16 protein-coding genes and 1 riboswitch are annotated in these 18,184 nt (G+C 73.8%); of the genes, 11 read left to right on the top strand and 5 right to left on the bottom strand.

Features of this window, described 5'->3' with window-relative positions:
• Nucleotides 1–135: 135 nt before the first annotated feature.
• Complete coding sequence (locus AB0C87_RS36735) at nt 136–636, bottom strand: DUF4190 domain-containing protein (protein ID WP_360581521.1); 501 nt, start codon at nt 634–636, stop codon at nt 136–138.
• A gap of 165 nt (nt 637–801) precedes the next feature.
• On the opposite strand from AB0C87_RS36735, the gene purN reads away from it, so the two are divergent.
• From purN to AB0C87_RS36755, 4 genes are all read left to right on the top strand, one after another.
• The gene (purN, locus tag AB0C87_RS36740) at nt 802–1,530 is read left to right on the top strand and encodes a phosphoribosylglycinamide formyltransferase (protein ID WP_345176667.1); all 729 of its coding nucleotides are present in this window, start codon (nt 802–804) and stop codon (nt 1,528–1,530) included.
• Nucleotides 1,511–3,076 (top strand): bifunctional phosphoribosylaminoimidazolecarboxamide formyltransferase/IMP cyclohydrolase, encoded by a 1,566-nt coding sequence (gene purH, locus AB0C87_RS36745; protein WP_353835748.1) that lies wholly within the window; start codon nt 1,511–1,513, stop codon nt 3,074–3,076. Before purN ends, purH begins: the two co-directional genes overlap by 20 nt.
• 289 nt (nt 3,077–3,365) lie before the next feature.
• Complete coding sequence (locus AB0C87_RS36750) at nt 3,366–3,992, top strand: GAP family protein (RefSeq protein ID WP_345176671.1); 627 nt, start codon at nt 3,366–3,368, stop codon at nt 3,990–3,992.
• 142 nt (nt 3,993–4,134) lie between these two features.
• Nucleotides 4,135–4,311 (top strand): hypothetical protein, encoded by a 177-nt coding sequence (locus tag AB0C87_RS36755; RefSeq protein ID WP_179837580.1) that lies wholly within the window; start codon nt 4,135–4,137, stop codon nt 4,309–4,311.
• A 19-nt stretch (nt 4,312–4,330) separates the two neighbouring features.
• On the opposite strand, the gene AB0C87_RS36760 is transcribed toward AB0C87_RS36755, so the two are convergent.
• Nucleotides 4,331–4,924 (bottom strand): GNAT family N-acetyltransferase, encoded by a 594-nt coding sequence (locus AB0C87_RS36760; protein ID WP_353835086.1) that lies wholly within the window; start codon nt 4,922–4,924, stop codon nt 4,331–4,333.
• Nucleotides 4,925–5,053: 129 nt separating this feature from the next.
• Nucleotides 5,054–5,139: riboswitch (ZMP/ZTP riboswitch) on the top strand.
• 62 nt (nt 5,140–5,201) lie between these two features.
• Between AB0C87_RS36760 and AB0C87_RS36765 the strand changes: the two genes are divergently transcribed.
• Nucleotides 5,202–6,062, top strand: coding sequence for a bifunctional methylenetetrahydrofolate dehydrogenase/methenyltetrahydrofolate cyclohydrolase (locus AB0C87_RS36765; RefSeq protein ID WP_345176676.1), 861 nt, complete (start codon nt 5,202–5,204; stop codon nt 6,060–6,062).
• A gap of 201 nt (nt 6,063–6,263) precedes the next feature.
• On the opposite strand, the gene AB0C87_RS36770 is transcribed toward AB0C87_RS36765, so the two are convergent.
• On the bottom strand, nt 6,264–6,995 hold the full coding sequence (locus tag AB0C87_RS36770) for an FHA domain-containing protein (RefSeq protein ID WP_345176679.1): 732 nt from the start codon (nt 6,993–6,995) through the stop codon (nt 6,264–6,266).
• 295 nt (nt 6,996–7,290) lie between these two features.
• Between AB0C87_RS36770 and AB0C87_RS36775 the strand changes: the two genes are divergently transcribed.
• The 5 genes from AB0C87_RS36775 to AB0C87_RS36795 all read left to right on the top strand — a co-directional run bounded on the left by AB0C87_RS36775 (nt 7,291) and on the right by AB0C87_RS36795 (nt 14,944).
• Nucleotides 7,291–7,731: a DUF3017 domain-containing protein gene (locus AB0C87_RS36775; protein ID WP_345176682.1), complete on the top strand. Its 441-nt coding sequence runs from the start codon at nt 7,291–7,293 to the stop codon at nt 7,729–7,731.
• Nucleotides 7,732–7,869: 138 nt separating this feature from the next.
• The gene (locus tag AB0C87_RS36780; protein WP_360357568.1) at nt 7,870–9,087 is read left to right on the top strand and encodes an NADP-dependent isocitrate dehydrogenase; all 1,218 of its coding nucleotides are present in this window, start codon (nt 7,870–7,872) and stop codon (nt 9,085–9,087) included.
• A gap of 265 nt (nt 9,088–9,352) precedes the next feature.
• Nucleotides 9,353–10,342, top strand: a complete 990-nt coding sequence (locus AB0C87_RS36785; protein ID WP_360581522.1) for a malate dehydrogenase — start codon at nt 9,353–9,355, stop codon at nt 10,340–10,342.
• Nucleotides 10,343–10,515: 173 nt separating this feature from the next.
• Nucleotides 10,516–12,291, top strand: a complete 1,776-nt coding sequence (locus AB0C87_RS36790; RefSeq protein ID WP_345176690.1) for an HSP90 family protein — start codon at nt 10,516–10,518, stop codon at nt 12,289–12,291.
• The gene (locus AB0C87_RS36795) at nt 12,278–14,944 is read left to right on the top strand and encodes a hypothetical protein (RefSeq protein ID WP_353835088.1); all 2,667 of its coding nucleotides are present in this window, start codon (nt 12,278–12,280) and stop codon (nt 14,942–14,944) included. Before AB0C87_RS36790 ends, AB0C87_RS36795 begins: the two co-directional genes overlap by 14 nt.
• Here AB0C87_RS36795 and galK read toward each other — a convergent pair.
• Both galK and galE read right to left on the bottom strand, forming a co-directional pair.
• On the bottom strand, nt 14,937–16,085 hold the full coding sequence (galK, locus tag AB0C87_RS36800; RefSeq protein ID WP_353835092.1) for a galactokinase: 1,149 nt from the start codon (nt 16,083–16,085) through the stop codon (nt 14,937–14,939). The two genes, AB0C87_RS36795 and galK, sit on opposite strands and share 8 nt — an antisense overlap.
• Nucleotides 16,082–17,035, bottom strand: a complete 954-nt coding sequence (gene galE, locus AB0C87_RS36805; RefSeq protein ID WP_353835089.1) for a UDP-glucose 4-epimerase GalE — start codon at nt 17,033–17,035, stop codon at nt 16,082–16,084. The genes galK and galE overlap by 4 nt, the downstream gene beginning before the upstream one ends.
• Nucleotides 17,036–17,153: 118 nt before the next feature.
• Between galE and AB0C87_RS36810 the strand changes: the two genes are divergently transcribed.
• Nucleotides 17,154–18,176, top strand: a complete 1,023-nt coding sequence (locus AB0C87_RS36810; RefSeq protein ID WP_345176697.1) for a hemolysin family protein — start codon at nt 17,154–17,156, stop codon at nt 18,174–18,176.
• Nucleotides 18,177–18,184 lie beyond the last annotated feature (8 nt).

Below are 18,184 nucleotides of genomic sequence, written 5' to 3' on the forward strand. Positions count from 1 at the left end.
CCACCAGATACGACAAGCTCTCCGTCCGCTACCAGGCAACCCTCGAGATCACCGCCATCAACGAATGGCTCCACCTACTTCGAAACACGGCCTAGACCGCCCCGCCCCGACCCGCGGCGGGGCGGAGCCGGTGGGTCAGAGCAGGTCGCCGTACTTGTCCATGCTGCCGGCGGGCAGGTCGAGCTTCTTCTCGATCTTCGGGTAGTACTCGGCGCGGCACGCCTGCTTGTCGGTGGTGGTGTTGGACGCGCTGACGCAGCTCTGGTAGCCGCTCAGCTCCGTCCACAGGAACGCCGTCAGGGAGACCGACAGCAGCGAGAACACCAGCCCGATCGTCCCGAGCACGATGCCGGGGACGGCGCCGGGTGCGGCGTCGTGCGTGCGGCGGGCGCTGCGGCGGGCCTTGACGCCGACGACGAGCGCGGCGATGCCGAGCACCAGGCCGAGCGGGTAGAAGAAGAACGCGGTCAGCAGGGCGATGCCGCCGAGCCACAGGGCCCGCCAGCCGGTGCCTCGCCCGCCCTGGCGCGGTCCCGCGGGCGGCTCTCCCACCGGCCGCCCGTCGGGGCGGTCTTCGGGCTGGGCCGGACGGTCCGGCTGGTCGCTCACGTTCTTCTCCTCCTGGGGCGTGCGCATCTCGGTTCCATGCGGGGTGTGCGTACGGTCTGCGTTCGTACGGGTCTGGGTTCGGGCGGGCTCTTGTTCGGGCGGGCTTCCGGTTCGGGCGGTCTGGGGTGAGGCCGCGCCGAGGTCGCCCGATAGGCTTCGTGTCGTCCCAGCAACGTCCACCGGGGAGAAAAGGTGTCCGCCCGGCTCGTCGTCCTCGTCTCCGGCGCGGGGACCAACCTACAAGCGCTGCTCGACGCGTGCGCGGATCCAGCCTACGGGGCGGAAGTGGTGGCCGTGGGGGCGGACCGCCCCGATATCGGCGGAACCGAACGCGCCGAACGGGCGGGATTGCCGACTTTCACCCTCTGCATACCGGATTTTCCGTCCCGGGACGACTGGGACGCGGCGCTCGCCGAGACGGTCGCCGAGCACGAGCCCGACCTCGTGGTGTCCGCCGGCTTCATGAAGATCCTCGGCCCGCGGTTCCTGGCGCGCTTCGGCGGCCGGACGGTCAACACCCACCCCGCGCTGCTGCCGTCCTTCCCCGGCGCGCACGCCGTACGGGACGCCCTGGCGTACGGAGTGAAGGTCACGGGCTGTACGGTTCACTTCGTCGACGAAGGCGTGGACACCGGACCCGTCATCGCCCAGGAGACCGTCCCCGTGGGCTGGCATGACGACGAAGACTCCCTGCACGAGCGGATCAAGCAGGTGGAGCGCCGGCTCCTGGTCGACGTCGTCGGACGGCTGGCCCGCGACGGGTGGACCGTGCGCGGCAGACGGGTCTCGATGAAGTGCCGGACCTGCGCGGACTCGCCCGGCGGCGAGACCTCCGCCCCGGGTCCGTCCGACAGCGGTTCGTCTGGCAGGGGTTCGTCCGATCAAGAGGGGAGCTCGACCGGTGAGTCGGGTGGCGATTAAGCGCGCGCTGATCAGCGTGTACGACAAGTCCGGGCTGGAGGAGCTGGCCCGCGGCCTGCACGAGGCGGGAGTGGAGATCGTCTCGACCGGGTCGACGGCGGGCCGGATCTCCGCCGCCGGCGTCCCGGTGATGAGGGTGGAGAAGCTCACCGGGTTCCCCGAGTGCCTGGACGGACGGGTCAAGACCCTGCATCCGAAGGTGCACGCGGGCCTGCTCGCCGACCGGCGCAAGGAGGACCACCTCCAGCAGCTCGACGACCTGGCCGTCGAGCCGTTCGACCTCGTGGTCGCGAACCTGTACCCGTTCGCCGACACGGTGGCCTCGGGCGCGACGCCGGACGAGTGCGTCGAGCAGATCGACATCGGCGGGCCCACGATGGTCCGCGCCGCCGCGAAGAACCACGCGAGCGTCTCCGTCGTGGTGGACCCGTCCGCCTACGGGACGGTCCTGGACGCCGTGAACGCCGGCGGTTTCACCCTGGACGAGCGCCGCCGCCTGGCCGCGCGGGCGTTCGCGCACACCGCGTCCTACGACGTGGCCGTCGCGTCCTGGTTCGCCGGCGACTACGCGCCCGACGAGACCGCCGCCGAGACGCGGTGGCCCGACTTCCTCGGCGCCACCTGGGAGCGCTCGAACACCCTGCGGTACGGCGAGAACCCGCACCAGCGGGCCGCCCTGTACCGCTCGCCGGGCGAGAGCGGCCTGGCCGGGGCCGAGCAGCTCTACGGCAAGGAAATGTCCTACAACAACTACGTCGACACCGACGCCGCGCGCCGCGCCGCCTACGACTTCACCGAGCCGTGCGTCGCGATCATCAAGCACGCCAACCCGTGCGGCATCGCGGTCGGCGCGGACATCGCCGAGGCGCACCGCAGGGCGCACGCCTGCGACCCGGTGTCGGCGTACGGCGGCGTGATCGCGGCGAACCGGCCGGTCACCGCCGCGATGGCCCGCCAGGTCACCGAGAGCTTCGCCGAGGTGCTGGTCGCCCCGTCCTTCGAGGACGAGGCCGTGACCGTCCTGAAGGACCGCTTCAAGAACATCCGCCTGCTGGTCTGCCCGGACGCCCCGGCGGGCGGCGTCGAGTACCGGCGCGTCGACGGCGGCGTGCTGCTGCAGGACGTGGACCGCGTGGACGCCCCCGGCGACGACCCGTCCTCCTGGGAGCTCAAGACCGGTGCCGCCGCGGACGAGGCGACGCTGCGCGACCTGGCGTTCGCGTGGCGGGCGATCCGCTCGGTGAAGTCCAACGCGATCCTGCTGGCCGCGGACGGCGCCACCGTCGGCGTCGGCATGGGCCAGGTCAACCGGGTCGACTCCGCCAAGCTCGCCGTCGCGCGGGCCGGGCAGGAGCGGGCCGCGGCGTCGGTGGGCGCGTCCGACGCGTTCTTCCCGTTCCCGGACGGCCTGGAGGTGCTGGCCGAGGCGGGCGTCCGCGCGATCGTCGAGCCGGGCGGGTCCGTCAACGACGACAAGGTGATCGCCGCGGCGGAGAAGGCCGGCATCACCCTCTACTTCACCGGCGTCCGGCACTTCTTCCACTGAGGGGCCGCGAGGCGCGCCGTCCGCCGGGCGCGCCGGCGGGGAACGTCCCGCCGGCGCGCCTGCGCGCTTCCCGGCCCGTGCCGCCGCGGGGCGTCGCGTCCGCGCTCCCCAGACGCGGGTCAGCCGCGTCCCTGGCGCGGGCCATCGGGCGGACCGCGGGGCAGAAAAAAAGGATCGGCTCCCGGTCAAGAACGCGTCGGCCGACGGACCGAGCCCCGGTCGCTCCTCTAGCGTGAGCCCTGACGAGGGGCGTCTCCCGTGCGGCGGGAGCCACGGCGGGGGAGGGGCCATGAGCTTTCAGGTGCTCCCGCTGGCCATCACGATGATGGCGGGTCCCCAGATCATGTCGGCGATCATCCTGGTGACGACCCCGAGGCCCGTGCGGGTCTCCCTGGCGTTCCTGGCGGGCGTGGCCATCTCGGCGAGCGCGGGCGTCGCCGCCGCGCGGGGCATCTTCGCGCTGGTGGGCAACAGCGTGGACATCGGCAAGCCGTCCGACGACAGCTCGGTCGGCAAGATCGTCCAGTATGTGCTGATCGCGCTGCTGCTGGCCGCCATCGTGCGCAACTACGTGAAACGGGCCACGATCGAACCGCCCAAATGGCTCGGCTCGCTGATGAACGCCGGGCCGGGCCGGGCGTTCAAGACCGGGCTGCTGCTGATCATCCTGATGCCCTCCGACATCATCGTGATGCTCACGGTGGGGGCCAACCTGGAGCAGCACCACGAGGGCGCGGCGGAGGCCGCCGTCTTCGTCGGGGCCACCCTCCTGGTCGCGGCGCTGCCGCTGCTCGCCGTGCTGCTCTTCCACCGGCGCGCCGAGCGCGCCATGCCCCGCGCGCGGGAGTGGATGACGAACAACAGCTGGATGGTCAACATCATCTGCTGCCTGATCTTCATCGCGATCATCCACTGACGGCGGCCCGCCCGGCCGCCCTCGCGCGACCCGTTCCGCGGCGCGGGACCACACACGGCCGCCGGGCGGGTACCCTCAGGCTGCCGCGCCCCCCTGTGACCCTCCCTTGACCCCGGCGCGGGCGTTCCGTGGTGGAGGCAGGATGAATCTGCTGATGTCCCTCATGCTCGGCGTCGTCTACCAGGCCGACTTGCTGCTGATGGAGTCGCGCCAGGTGATCGGGCTGGTCGCCGCGTTCCTGGCCGCGGTGCTCGCCGCCCAGCTCGGCTGGCACGGCACCGACCGCCTCATCGGCTGGCGCCAGCGCTCCGAGGACTGAGCGCCCCGCCCACCGGCCGTCAGCGCAGTCTCGCGCGCAGGGCGCGTTCGGCGGCGGGCCAGTCGTCGTCCGTCATCGCGTAGACGGCGGTGTCGCGGATCGAGCCGTCCGCGCGGATCCGGTGCTTCCGGTGGACGCCCTCGAACGCCGCCCCGAGCCGCTCGATCGCCGCGCGCGACCGCTCGTTGCTGACGTGCGTGTGCCAGCCGACCCGGATCGCCCCTAGGTCGGCGAACGCGCGGCCTATGAGCAGCAGCTTCGCCTCGGTGTTGAGCCCCGTCCGGTGCCACCGCGCCCCGATCCACGTGTGGCCGATGCACAGGCCGCGGTCGGACGGTGAGATCTCGTAGTACGACGTCGTCCCGGCGACCTCCCCGGTCACCGCGTCGATCTGGACCCAGGGCAGGCGCAGCCCGCGCTCGCAGGCCGCCAGCGCCTGGTCGACCTGCGCGCGCATGTCGGCGACGCTCTCCGGCCGGCGCTGGCTCATCCACGTCCACAGGTCCGGGTCCTTGGACGCCTCGAACAGGCCCGGGGCGTGGTCGGCGGACAGCGGCTCCAGCCGCACGTACCGCCCGGTCAGGACGGGCCGCTCGAACCATTCCTCGTTCATGCGGAGCACGCTAGGACCCCGGGGGCGGCCTCCGGCAGAGCCACTCGGCGCCCTTTTCCGCAAGCCACTCGCGGGGGGCCTCCTCCACGGAGCCGCGGGGCCCGCCGTCTCCGGGCGGCCGGTTAGCATGGGGGCCTACGCGACTGGCGCGGTCAAGGTGGATCACCACCGGGGAGCGAACGACAGTCCGGACACCGCGCGCCTGGGTGGACGGGACCCATCCGGCCGGGCTGTGCGCCCGGGGCCCGGTCCCGCCGAGATCCACGCGGAGGAACGCATGACGGCACAGATTCTGGACGGCAAGGCCACGGCCGCCGAGATCCGCTCGAACCTCAAGGTCCGCGTCGAGGCGCTGCGCGAGCGCGGCGTCTCCGTCGGGCTCGGCACCGTCCTGGTCGGCGACGACCCCGGCAGCCACTCGTACGTGAACATGAAGCACCGCGACTGCGCCGAGGTCGGCATCGAGAGCATCCGCCGCGACCTGCCCGCCACCGCCTCGCAGGACGAGGTGGAGCGCGCCGTCGCCGAGCTGAACGCCGACCCCGCCTGCACCGGCTACATCGTCCAGCTGCCGCTCCCGAAGGGCCTCGACGAGCAGCGCGTGCTGGAGCGCATCGACCCCGTCAAGGACGCCGACGGCCTGCACCCGGTCAACCTCGGCCGGCTCGTCCTGATGCAGCCGGGCCCGCTGCCGTGCACGCCGAAGGGCATCGTCGAGCTGCTGCGACGCTTCGACGTCCCGCTGAAGGGGGCCGAGGTCACCGTCGTCGGCCGCGGCATCACCGTCGGCCGCTCCCTCGGCCTGCTGCTGACCCGCCGCACCGAGAACGCGACCGTCACCCTCTGCCACACCGCCACCCGCGACCTCGCCGAGCACACCCGCAAGGCCGACATCGTCGTGGCCGCGGCCGGGGTGCCCGGCCTCATCACCGCCGACATGGTCAAGCCCGGCGCCGCCGTCCTCGACGTGGGCGTGTCCCGCGTGGACGGCAAGCTCGCCGGGGACGTCGCCGCCGACGTCCGCGACGTCGCCGGCTGGGTCGCGCCCAACCCCGGCGGTGTCGGCCCGATGACCCGCGCCATGCTCCTCGCGAACGTCGTCGAGGCCGCCGAGCAGGCCACAGGGCAGGCCGTCTGACCACCAGCCCGACCGGCCGGCCCCGCCGGGCCGGCCGGGCACGGGCCGCGGACAGGCACGCTTCGGGGGCCGCCACCAGCACCTGGGTGGCGGCCCCCGCCGGCGAGTCCCTGGGCCGCGCCGTCACTTACGCGGCCGCATCGGGGGCTGAGCGATCGCCCTCCTGTCGCGCTGCCGGGGAGGGCGACCGCGGGTCTCACATCAGCTGGCCCTCCGTCCCGCGGCCGTGCTGTGCGCCGGACGGCCCGGGCCGTGCGCGTGGCCGGTGGCGCCCGGCCGGCGCGTCTCGGTGGTGCCGCGCACCCCGGGGACGCGCCCGTCCATCGGCGGACGGCCCTGCTGGGGCACGTGCACCGGCGGCAGCGGGCGGACGAGGCCCATCGCGATGACCTCGTTGGCGAGCCGGGTGCGCCGGTTGGCGCCCTCGGGGATCCGGAACTTCTGGTAGAGGCGCAGCAGGTGCTGCTTGACCGCGGCCTCCGTGACGACCAGCTCGCCGGCGATGTCGCGCGCCGTGGCCGGGGCCACGAACGCCTCGTCGGACAGTGCGGGCCGGCACAGCGAGGTCAGCACGTCGACCTCCCGGCGGGTGAGCTCGGGCGCGACGGCGCGCCGCAGTTCGACGTCCGGGTCGACCTCCTCACGGGGGATGCCCCCCAAGCGGCAGCGCGCCGTGCCGAAGCTCACGACGTCACCGTCCTCCAGCACACGGCGGGCGATCGGCCGGCCGTTGACGCGCGTCCCGTTGCGGGACAGGCCCATGTCCACCACGTAGACGTACGGGCCACGTCGGACGATCTCTGCGTGCAAACGGGACACAGACGGGTCGTCGAGGCGGATGTCCACTCCTCTCCCTCTCCCGACCGTCGTCACGTCGGGGCGCAGCGGCACCACCAGCCCGCTGTCCTCGATCCGCATGAACGGCCCCTCCACGGCAGTCCTCCCAGCTAGTTAGCGACCCCTGTCTGCCGGGTTACCCGGGTGCCATGCCGTCACACCCTCCTACTGGCGAGTAGGACCGATGGCGCAGGGGATTCCGGGCTCTCGGCCATCACCTTGAGCACATAGGTCCCATCCGCATTTCGGCGGCGTGTGACAAACCGGACGCTCCCCCCCGCCGCCTCGCTTGCGTCTCCGCCCCGACTCATTCGCGTCGCCCCGCGGACCGCTCCCGCCGGAGGGGTGCGCGATGTCGTGCCGGGGCCCGATTGCCTATACCGTGAGGGCCATGAGCACCCAGGTGCACCGGCGCAGGCGCAAGGCGCCGCGTCGGAGGAGCGCCGCCCCGCACTGGCTCGCGCGGCTGCCGTACCTCCTCGTGCTCAGCGGCGTCGGCGCGGGGCTCACGCTGTGCGCCTTCAACTACTTCCGCAAGGGCTCGGGCCTGATGGCCGCCGCGCTGCTCATCGGCGCGCTGGCCCGGCTTCTGCTGCCCGAGTCGCAGCTCGGCCCGCTCGCCGTCCGGAGCCGGTCGGTCGACTGCTGGACGCTCGTGATCCTCGGCGAGATGGTCGCGTTCGTGTCGCTGAGCGTCCCGCCGATGAACAAGACCGGGCTCGTCCTCGCCGGCGCGTTCGGCGTGCTGATCGCGTTCACGATGATGGTGCGCGGGGCGCGGCTGCTCCTCGCCGGGCGCTCCTCCCGGACGGCCAAGGAGCCCCCGGGCTAGCGCGTCGCCGCAGGTCAGGTCGGAGGCGGCGGGTCCCAGGGCAAGGCCAGGTCTAGACCTCATGACCGCCTCGGCTAGCCTTGCCAGTTGAGCCTTACAAGGACTGCTGGCCAGGTGTAGGAAAGGGACAGCAACAGCATGCCCAAGATCAAAGTAGCGGGCCCGGTCGTCGAACTCGACGGCGACGAAATGACGCGGATCATCTGGAAATTCATCAAGGACCAGTTGATCCTGCCCTACCTCGATGTGGACCTGAAGTACTACGACCTGGGGATCGAGCACCGTGACGCCACGGACGACCAGGTCACCGTCGACGCCGCCAAGGCCATCCTGGAGCACGGCGTCGGTGTGAAGTGCGCGACCATCACCCCCGACGAGGCGCGCGTCGAGGAGTTCGGCCTGAAGAAGATGTGGCGGTCCCCGAACGGGACGATCCGCAACATCCTGGGCGGCGTGATCTTCCGTGAGCCGATCGTTGTCTCCAACATCCCGCGCCTGGTCCCCGGCTGGACGAAGCCGATCATCATCGGCCGCCACGCCCACGGCGACCAGTACAAGGCCACCGACTTCGTCGTGCCGGGCCCGGGCAAGGTGACGATCACCTACACCCCCGAGAACGGCGACGAGCCGATGGAGTTCGAGGTCGCCTCGTTCCCCGGCGGCGGCGTGGCCATGGGCATGTACAACTACGACGACTCGATCCGCGACTTCGCCCGGACGAGCATGCGGTACGCGCTGAGCCGCGGGATGCCGCTGTACATGTCGACGAAGAACACGATCCTCAAGGCCTACGACGGCCGGTTCAAGGACCTCTTCCAGGAGATCTACGAGACCGAGTTCAAGGCCGAGTTCGAGGCCAAGGGCCTCACCTACGAGCACCGCCTGATCGACGACATGGTCGCGGCCGCGCTCAAGTGGGAGGGCGGGTTCGTCTGGGCCGCCAAGAACTACGACGGCGACGTCCAGTCCGACACCCTCGCGCAGGGCTTCGGCTCCCTCGGCCTGATGACCTCCGTCCTCATGACCCCCGACGGCAGGACCGTCGAGGCCGAGGCCGCGCACGGCACGGTGACCCGGCACTACCGGCAGCACCAGCAGGGCAAGCCGACGTCGACCAACCCGATCGCGTCGATCTTCGCCTGGACGCGCGGGCTGGAGCACCGCGGCAAGCTCGACGGCCAGCCCGAGGTCATCGACTTCGCCCGCAAGCTGGAGCAGGTCTGCATCGAGACCGTCGAGAGCGGCCAGATGACCAAGGACCTCGCCCTGCTCGTCGGCGGGGAGACCCCCTGGCTGACCACGCAGGGCTTCCTGGAGGCGCTCGACACCAACCTCCAGAAGAAGATCGGCGGCTAGCGTCTCGCCGGTCGCCCCCCGCGCACGCGGGGTGAAGGCCGTTCCGGATCCGTCCGGGGCGGCCTTCCGCCTGTTCGGGGCGGGGGGCGTGCCGGGAGGCGCACCTGCGCGGTGGCGGGCGGGACGTGCGCGATAGCCTGGCACCGCAACTATCTCGACGGCGAGAGAACCCGCGCGACGGAGTGCGGGCGGGCGGCCTCTCGGGCGGTCGGGTTCCCAAGGATGGCCGCCTGAGCCCCGTCAGGTCACAGCAGGAGAAGGACGCATGACTCGCACCCCAGTCACCGTTACCGTTACCGGCGCCGCGGGCCAGATCGGCTACGCGCTGCTGTTCCGCATCGCGTCCGGGCACCTCCTCGGCGCGGACGTGCCCGTACGCCTGCGCCTGCTGGAGATCCCGCAGGCGGTGAAGGCCGCGGAGGGCACCGCGATGGAACTGGACGACTGCGCGTTCCCGCTGCTGTCCGGCATCGACATCTTCGACGACGCCGGCCGGGCGTTCGAGGGGACGAACGTGGCGCTGCTGGTCGGCGCCCGCCCGCGCACGAAGGGCATGGAGCGCGGCGACCTGCTGGAGGCCAACGGCGGCATCTTCAAGCCGCAGGGCGAGGCGATCAACGCCGGCGCCGCCGACGACGTCAGGGTCCTCGTGGTCGGCAACCCGGCCAACACCAACGCGCTGATCGCGCAGCAGCACGCGCCGGACGTCCCGGCCGAGCGGTTCACCGCGATGACGCGCCTGGACCACAACCGCGCCCTCGCGCAGCTGGCGAAGAAGACGGGCGCCTCGGTCTCCGACATCCGCAGGATGACGATCTGGGGCAACCACTCCGCCACGCAGTACCCGGACCTGTTCCACGCCGAGATCGCCGGCAGGAACGCCGCCGAGACGGTGAACGACCAGGACTGGCTGGAGAACACCTTCATCCCGACCGTCGCCAAGCGCGGCGCCGCGATCATCGAGGCGCGGGGCGCGTCGTCGGCGGCGTCGGCCGCGTCCGCCGCGATCGACCACGTGCACACCTGGGTGAACGGCACCGCCGACGGCGACTGGACGTCGATGGCGGTCGTGTCGGACGGCTCCTACGGCGTCCCCGAGGGCCTGATCTCCTCCTTCCCGGTCACCGCCGCGGACGGGAAGTGGGAGATCGTCCAGGGCCTGGAGATCGACGACTTCTCCCGCGCCCGGATCGACGCGTCCGTCGCGGAGCTGTCGGAGGAGCGCGAGGCGGTCCGCAAGCTCGGCCTCATCTGACCTGAGCGCCGACGAGCCCCGGACCCCGTGGTCCGGGGCTCGTCCGCGTCCGGGGCCGCTTCCGGGCGGCGGCGGGGCGGCGATCACGCGGTGGCGACGGCAAATGATCTGAATGCGTCGGTATCGGTCGCTAGGGTGTGATCGCTCGGAAAGTGATCGGGGGAGGCGTGCCGGTGGCCGAACAGGCGTTCCAGGTGGACCTGCGGGGCGTGGTGGATCTGCTGAGCCGCCATCTCTACGCGAGCCCGCGCGTCTACCTGCGGGAGCTGCTGCAGAACGCGGTGGACGCGATCACCGCGCGCGGCGCCGGCGGCCGCGTCGAGATCGAGACGGGCGGCGGCGTGCTGCGCGTCCACGACGACGGCGTCGGCCTGACCGAGGACGAGGTGCACACGCTGCTGGCGACCATCGGGCGGTCGTCCAAGCGGGACGAACTGGGCTTCGCGCGGCACGACTTCCTCGGCCAGTTCGGGATCGGGCTGCTGTCGGCGTTCCTCGTCGCGGACGAGATCGAGGTCGTGACGCGGTCCGCGCGCGGCGGCGGCGCCGTCCGGTGGACGGGACGGTCCGAGGGCAGCTACCTGGTCGAGCCGGGCGAGCGCGACGAGCCGGGCACGACGGTGACGCTGCGGGCGCGGCCGGGCGCGGGGGAGCTGCTCAGCCCGCCGGTCGTCGCCGAGCTGGCCGCCACCTACGGGTCGCTCCTCCCGGTCGAGCTGGTCGTGGACGGCGTGGCCGTCACCGGCGACGGGCCGCCGTGGCGGGCGTCCTACCGCGATCCCGCCGACCGCAGGCGGGCGCTGGAGCGGTACTGCGAGGAGGTCTGCGGGTTCACCCCGTTCGACGTCGTGGACCTCGACGTGCCGGAGGCCGGGCTGACGGGCGTCGCGTTCGTCCTGCCCGAGCCGGTGTCGCCGTCCGCGCGCGCCGCGCACCGCGTCTACCTGAAGCGGATGCTGCTGGCCGAGAGCGTCGAGGGACTGCTTCCCGACTGGGCGTTCTTCGCGCGCTGCGTCGTGGACGCGGGGGAGCTGCGGCCGACCGCGAGCCGCGAGGCCCTCTACGAGGACGAGCTGCTCGAATCGACCCGGCACGGCCTCGGCGAGGTGCTGCGGCAGTGGCTGGTGAAGCTCGCCGAGACCGACCCGGCGCGGCTGCGGGCCTTCCTGCGGCTGCACCAGCTCGGCGTCAAGGCGATGGCCCTGCACGACGACGACATGCTGCGGATCGTCGACCGGTGGCTGGAGTACGAGACGTCCTCCGGGCCGATGACCCTGCACGAGTTCCGCCGCCGCCACCCGGACGGCCGGTTCACCGCGGACGTGGACGAGTTCCGGCGGCTCGCGGCGGTCGCGGGCGCCCAGGGCGTGGGCCTGGTCAACGGCGGCTACGTCCACGACACCGAGATCATCGAGCGGCTGCCGGACCTCGATCCCGACATCCGGCTCGCGCGGCTGGACGCGGCCGAGCTGACCACCACCTTCGGCGTCCTCGACCCGGCGGCGGAGCTGGCGCTGCGGCCGTTCCTCGCGGCGGCGCAGCGGGCGGTGGAGCGGCTCGGCTGCGAGGTCGTCGTCCGCGACTTCGACCCCGCGTCGCTGCCCGCGCTGTACCTGACGAGCCGGGATGCGCAGTTCCGCGAGGAGCTGGCCCGCGCGCAGGAGGAGGCGGGCGAGCTGTGGGCGGACGTGCTCGGCGCGGTCGGCGCGACCACGAGCGCCGACCGCCCCCAGCTGGTGCTGAACTACCGCAATCCGCTGGCGCGGCGGGTCACCTCGCTCGGTGACGGCGGGCCGGTCGAGGCGGCCGTCCAGGCCCTGTACGGGCAGGCGCTGCTGCTCGGCCACCATCCGCTGCGGCCCGTCGACACGGCGGTCCTGAACCGTTCCTTCATCGGCCTGCTGGAGTGGGCCGTCCACTCCCCGGAGGGCCCCGTTGAGCATGGATGACGTCTACGCGCTGATGGCGCGGTCGCAGGAGCTGCCCTACGGGGAGGCCCGCACCGTCCTGATCGAGGACGCGCTGCGCCGCGCCGAGGCGGCGGGCGACGAGGTCCTCGCGTTCCACGTGCGGGTCAGGCTGACCGACGCCTACCGGTACGGCGGCGAGCCCGTGAAGGCGTTCGCGACGTTCAGCCGCACGCTGGCCGACCACGACCGCGACCCCGCCCGGTTCGACGAGACGCACAGCCTGCTGTGGCAGATGAAGGCGGTGGTCAGCTCCCTGACCTCGTTCCCCGAGATCCCGCTGGACCGCGCCTACGCCGTCCTCGACGACATGGAGCGGCGCTACAAGGCGGGCGGGCACAGCCTCCAGGCGGTGTACCACTACCGCAACGTGGTGGCGCGGCACATCGGCGACGCTTCGGCGCACGAGTGGTTCGTGAAGTGGCGCGCCGCCGAGCGGGACGAGCTGTCCGACTGCGAGGGCTGCGACCCGACCGGCATGGCCCGCCACCTGGTCGAGGCCGGACGGCACGAGGAGGCGTTCGAGATCGCCGCGCCGGTGCTGAGCGCGCGGCTGTCCTGCAACGAGCAGCCGCAGTCGATCCAGACGGCGCTGCTGCCGGTGTACCTGCGCATGGGCCGCCTGGAGGAGGCCGCCGCCGCGCACCGCCGCGCCTACCGGGTGCACCGGGCGCGCCTCGCCGACCTCGGCGACATCGGCGAGCACCTGGAGTTCTGCGCGGTCACGGGCAACGGGGCGCGCGGCCTGGAGATCCTGCAGCGGCACCTCGGCTGGCTCGACCGGGCCCCGAGCGCGCACGCCGACATGGAGTTCTCCGCCGCGGCGGCCCTGCTGCTGGGGGCGGTCGAGGCGGCCGGGCACGGCGCGGCGACCGTCCGACGACCGGCGGCCGACGACCGCCCGGCGGCGGACGTGCCCCTGCCCGAGCTGCGCGCCGAGCTGGCCGAGCGCGCGACGGCGCTGGCGGCCCGGTTCGACGCCCGCAACGGCACGTCCCACCAGGGCGACAAGGTGCGCGCCACGCTGGAGGCCGAGCCGGTCGTCGACTTCCTGCCGCTGGCCCCCCACCACCGCCGCCCCGCGCCCGCCCCCGCCCCGCGGACCCCTTCCGCGGACGACGCCGCCTCCGCCGACGCCCTCGCGTCCATGGACGATCTCGGGGAGCTGCTCGACCTGGTGGACCGGCGCCGCGCCGACGGCGACCTGCCCGGCATGCTCGCGGCCTTCCGGCGGTTCGACGCCGTCGCCGAGACCACCGGGCCGACGCCCTTCCAGAAGGCCCGCCGCCTGGACGGCCGGGGCGTCGAGCTGGCCGTCGAGGGCGACGGCCAGGGCGCCGCGCGGTGCTGGGAGGAGGCCTCCCGGCTGTACGCGGAGCTGGGCGAGGAGACGCGCCGGTACCGCGCGCTCGGCCGCCTCGGCGCGATGCGCGTCGACCTCGGCGACGAGGGCGGCCTGGAGCAGGTGGTCGCGTCCGCCGAGCACCTCACCGCGCATCCGGGGGAGGACGGCGACGCCACGGCCGCGCTGCTCCGCCTCGCCACCGCGCACCTCGGGCTGGACCGCCCGGCCGAGGCCCTGGCCGCGCTGGACCGGGTCGACACCGGCGACGCGCCCGACCGCGCCGGCGAGCTGTGGTTCCTGCGGGGGCAGGCGCTCCTGCGGACCGGCGACACCGGCGAGGCGGTGGCGGCGCTGCGGCGCTCCGCCGACGCGGCGCGCGCCTCCGGCGAGCCGGAGACGGTCGCCTCGCCCGGCCTGCTGCTCGCCCGCACCCTCGCCCGCGGGGAGACCGGCCCGGACGAGGAGGTGTTCGCCCTGCTCGACGAGGTGATCGCCGCGCTGCCCCCGTCGCCGATGCGCGCGGTGGCGCACTGCGACCGCGGCCTGGCGCTCCTCGCCGCCGACCGGCCGGCCGACGCCGTCGCCGACCTCGCCGAGGCCATCGCGGCCTGGACGGCCGAGGGCATGCACGAGCAGGCCGTCCACCTCCGCGTGGACCTCGCCGCCGCGTACCTGGCCGTGGGCCGCCACCTGGAGGCCGCCGAGACCGCCGAGGAGGCGCTGCCCGGACTGGACGGCGACCCCGCCCGGCGCTGCCGCCTGATCCTCGCGCACGCGCAGAAGGACATGGGCGAGGAGGACGCCGCCGCGACGTTCGCCGACCTCGCCGAGGACGCCGCGCGGGACGGCCGGCACGACGCCGTCGCGCACTTCCTGGAGGAGGCCGGGGGCGTCCTGACCGCCCTCGACAGGGACGCCCAGGCCGCCGCCCGGTTCGCCGAGGCCGCCGAGGCCAACGAGAAGGCGGGCGATCCCTACGGGGTGGTCCGCACCCGCCGCCGCGCCGCGATGAGCCTGCTGTGGAGCGGCGACGCCGACGAGGCCGTCGCCGTCATGGACACGGCCCGCGCGGCCCTGGCCGGGCTGCCCCCGGACAACGAGCCCGCCCGCGTCTGGGAGACCGCCCTCGTCTCCTACGACCAGGCCCGCGTCCTCGGCCAGGTCGGCCGCCTCCCCGAGGCGGCCGCGCACGCCGCGGCCGCCGCCGACGGCTTCACCACCCTGGACGAGACCGGCGCCGCGGAAGAGGCCACCCGCCTGCACGACGACCTCAAGTCGGCCCTCAGCTGACGCGGTGGGCGCCCTCGGAGGGGGGCGCCTCCAGGAACTCCGGGGCCGTCCAGCCGCGGTCGGCGTAGGCGGCCGTGATCGCGTCCCGCACCTTCTGGGCCCGGGCGGCCGGGGTGAGGACGATGGCGGAGCCGCCGAAGCCGCCGCCCACCATGCGGCCGCCCCGGGCGCCCGCGCGCACCGCGGCGTCGACGGCGGCGTCGGCCTCGGGCCAGGAGACCTCGAACTGGTCCCGCAGGGACAGGTGCGAGGCGTTCAGCATGGCGCCGAGCTCGGGGAGGGCGCCGGCGCGCAGCAGCCCGACGGCGGCCTCGACCCGGTGGTTCTCGGTGACGACGTGCTGGACGCGGCGGCGCAGGACGGGGTCGCGCAGCGCGGCGAGGGCGGCGGCGAGGTCCTTGACGTCGCGCAGGGCCTCGACGCCGAGCAGGGACGCGGCCTCCTCGCACTCCGCGCGGCGGCGGCCGTAGTCGCCGCCCGTCAGCGCGTGCGAGGCCCGCGTGTCGACCACCAGCAGGACCATGCCCGAGGCGGCCGGGTCGAACGGGACCTGCGACGACAGACCGCTGCGGCAGTCGAGCATCAGCGCCCGGCCGGGCGTGCACAGCAGGGACGCCGACTGGTCCATGAGGCCGCAGGGCATGCCGACCTGCTCGTTCTCGGCGCGCTGGGCCAGCCGGGCCAGCGCGGGACGGTCGATCTCCACGCCGTGCAGGTCGCACAGCGCCAGCGCCGTCGCGCACTCCAGGGCGGCGGACGAGGAGAGGCCCGCGCCCTGCGGGAGGTCGGAGTCGATCAGCAGGGACGCGCCGCCCGTGCCGTGCTCGCGCAGCACGCGCGCGACGCCGACCGGGTACGCGGCCCACTCGCGGTCGGCGGGCCAGTTCTCGGCGGCGACCGTCCCGCCGTCCACGGGCGCGGTGACGGTGGTGGCGGCCTGCAGCGAGCGGACCTCCACCACGCCGTCGTCGCGGCGGGCGGCGGCGACCGAGACGCCGTGCGGGAGCGCGAACGGCAGGACGAAGCCGTCGTTGTAGTCGGTGTGCTCGCCGATCAGGTTGACCCGGCCGGGCGCGCGCCACACGCCCTCCGGGGCCCGCCCGAACGCCTCGGCGAAGGCCTCGCTGAGCGCGCCGCTCATCGGGAGCGCAGGAAGGTCCACGCGTCGCCGACCATGGTGCGCAGATCGCGTTCGGGCTTCCAGCCGAGCCGTGCCTGGATCTTCTCCGAGGAGGCGACCAGCACGGCCGGGTCGCCGGGACGGCGCGGCGCCACCTCGGCGGGGATGTCGCGGCCGGTCACCTCGCGGCAGACCTCGACGACCTCGCGGACCGAGTTGCCGGTGCCGCTGCCCAGGTTGAAGATCTCGTGGCGGCCGGGCTCGCAGGCGTCCAGCGCGAGCAGGTGGGCGCGGCCGAGGTCGGTCACGTGGATGTAGTCGCGGACGCAGGTGCCGTCCGGGGTCGGGTAGTCGTCGCCGAACATCTTCACGGCGTCGCCGCCGCCCTGCGCGATCCTCAGCACGTTCGGGATCAGGTGGGTCTCGACCGTGTGGCGCTCGCCGAGCCGCCCGTACGCGCCGGCCACGTTGAAGTACCGCAGCGACACCCCGCCGATCCCGTGCAGCCGCGCGTACTCGGCGAGGGCCGTGTCGATCGCCAGCTTGGACGCCCCGTAGGGGTTGGTCGGACGGGTCGGGTCGGTCTCCAGGATCGGCGTCGACTCCGGCTCGCCGTAGGTCGCGGCCGTCGAGGAGAACACGATCCGGGGCACGCCCGCGACGCGCATCGCCTCCAGCAGGGCGAGGGACTCGCCGAGGTTCTTGTCCCAGTACAGGCCGGGCTTCTCGACGGACTCCCCGACGAGCGAGCGGGCCGCGAAGTGCAGCACGGCGCCGAACCCGGCGCCGCCGAGCACCTCCGCCGCGGCGTCGCGCAGCGTGCCGCGCACCAGCCGTGCGCCCTCGGGCACCGCGTCCGCGTGCCCGGTGGACAGGTCGTCGAGCACGACGACCTCGTGCCCCGCCTCCAGCAGCAGAGCGGAGACGACGCTGCCGACGTAGCCGGCGCCTCCGGTGACGAGCAGCTTCACTGACGGACCTCCACGACGAGACTCTCGGCCGGTTCACGATCATCAGGACGGCGAGACCCGTCCAGGCCGAGGGGTCCGCCCAGGCTATCCGGAACGCCGAACGGGGAAGGCTGAACCCATGGACCGGACGCCGTCCCGGACGCTCGTGGGGCCCGCGGGAGCGCTCGCCCGCCCCCTGGCGCGGCTGCTGTCGAGCTCGACCCACCTCGTCGTGCGGCTGTCGGGCGGCGACCCGGGCACGCTCCGCGGGGAGATCACCGCGGAGCGGATGCGCACGCTGGTCGCCCAGAACACGCAGCTCACCCCGGACGAGCGGGCGCTGATCGGGGAGGTGTTCGCGGCGGGGGAGCGGCCGCTGCGCGAGGTCCTCGTCCCGCGCACCGAGGTGGAGTTCCTGGACGCCGCGCTCCCGCTGACCGCCGCCGCCCGGATCGCCGCCGGCAGCCCGCACTCGCGGTTCCCGGTCTGCCGCGACTCCCACGACGAGGTGATCGGGTTCGTGCACATCCGCGACCTGCTGGCGCCCGTCCTGCCGGACGGGCCCGCCCCGGGCGTCCCCGGCGACGGCCCGGTGGGCGGTCTGGTGCGGCCGGTGAAATTCCTGCCGTCCTCCAAGCGGGTGCTGCCGGCGCTGTCGGAGATGCGCCGCGAGGGCTGCCACCTGGCGATCGTCATGGACGAGTACGGCGGCGTCGCCGGCATCGTCACGCTGGAGGACCTCCTGGAGGAGCTCATCGGCGACATCCGCGACGAATATGATGTCCAGGACGCGCAGGCACGGCGCCTGCACGGCGGGGTGGTCGAGGTCGACGGCCTGCTCAACCTGGACGACTTCGCCGCCGAGACCGGCATCCGGCTCCCGGCCGGGCCGTACGAGACGGTCGCCGGGCACATCATGGCGGTGCTGCGCCGCGTGCCCGCCGAGGGCGACTCGGTGGACGCCGGCGGTCGCCGGCTCGCCGTGGCCCGGATGGAGGGCCGGCGGGTGGCCCGCGTGCGCGTCATGCCGCGGGCGTCGCCGCAGGCCGCACCGGTGCCGCCCGGCACGCCGTCCGCGACCCCGCGGGCGGTGGCAGGCGACGCCGCCGCCGGCCCCGGCACCCGGCAGGCCACCGGCGGCGAAGTCTCAAGCGACACCTGAGAGAATCG

This window comes from Actinomadura sp. NPDC048021, assembly GCF_040653135.1.
Lineage (GTDB): Bacteria > Actinomycetota > Actinomycetes > Streptosporangiales > Streptosporangiaceae > Spirillospora > Spirillospora verrucosospora.

Excerpts from the sequence above, each read along its gene's own strand:
- AB0C87_RS36755 (WP_179837580.1), top strand. The coding sequence starts at position 4,135 with ATGAATCTGCTGATGTCCCTCATGCTCGGCGTCGTCTACCAGGCCGAC.
- galK (WP_353835092.1), bottom strand. The coding sequence starts at position 16,085 with ATGAGCGGCGCGCTCAGCGAGGCCTTCGCCGAGGCGTTCGGGCGGGCC.
- AB0C87_RS36735 (WP_360581521.1), bottom strand. The coding sequence starts at position 636 with ATGCGCACGCCCCAGGAGGAGAAGAACGTGAGCGACCAGCCGGACCGT.
- AB0C87_RS36750 (WP_345176671.1), top strand. The coding sequence starts at position 3,366 with ATGAGCTTTCAGGTGCTCCCGCTGGCCATCACGATGATGGCGGGTCCC.
- AB0C87_RS36810 (WP_345176697.1), top strand. The coding sequence starts at position 17,154 with ATGGACCGGACGCCGTCCCGGACGCTCGTGGGGCCCGCGGGAGCGCTC.
- AB0C87_RS36760 (WP_353835086.1), bottom strand. The coding sequence starts at position 4,924 with ATGAACGAGGAATGGTTCGAGCGGCCCGTCCTGACCGGGCGGTACGTG.
- AB0C87_RS36765 (WP_345176676.1), top strand. The coding sequence starts at position 5,202 with ATGACGGCACAGATTCTGGACGGCAAGGCCACGGCCGCCGAGATCCGC.
- AB0C87_RS36785 (WP_360581522.1), top strand. The coding sequence starts at position 9,353 with ATGACTCGCACCCCAGTCACCGTTACCGTTACCGGCGCCGCGGGCCAG.
- AB0C87_RS36775 (WP_345176682.1), top strand. The coding sequence starts at position 7,291 with ATGAGCACCCAGGTGCACCGGCGCAGGCGCAAGGCGCCGCGTCGGAGG.
- AB0C87_RS36780 (WP_360357568.1), top strand. The coding sequence starts at position 7,870 with ATGCCCAAGATCAAAGTAGCGGGCCCGGTCGTCGAACTCGACGGCGAC.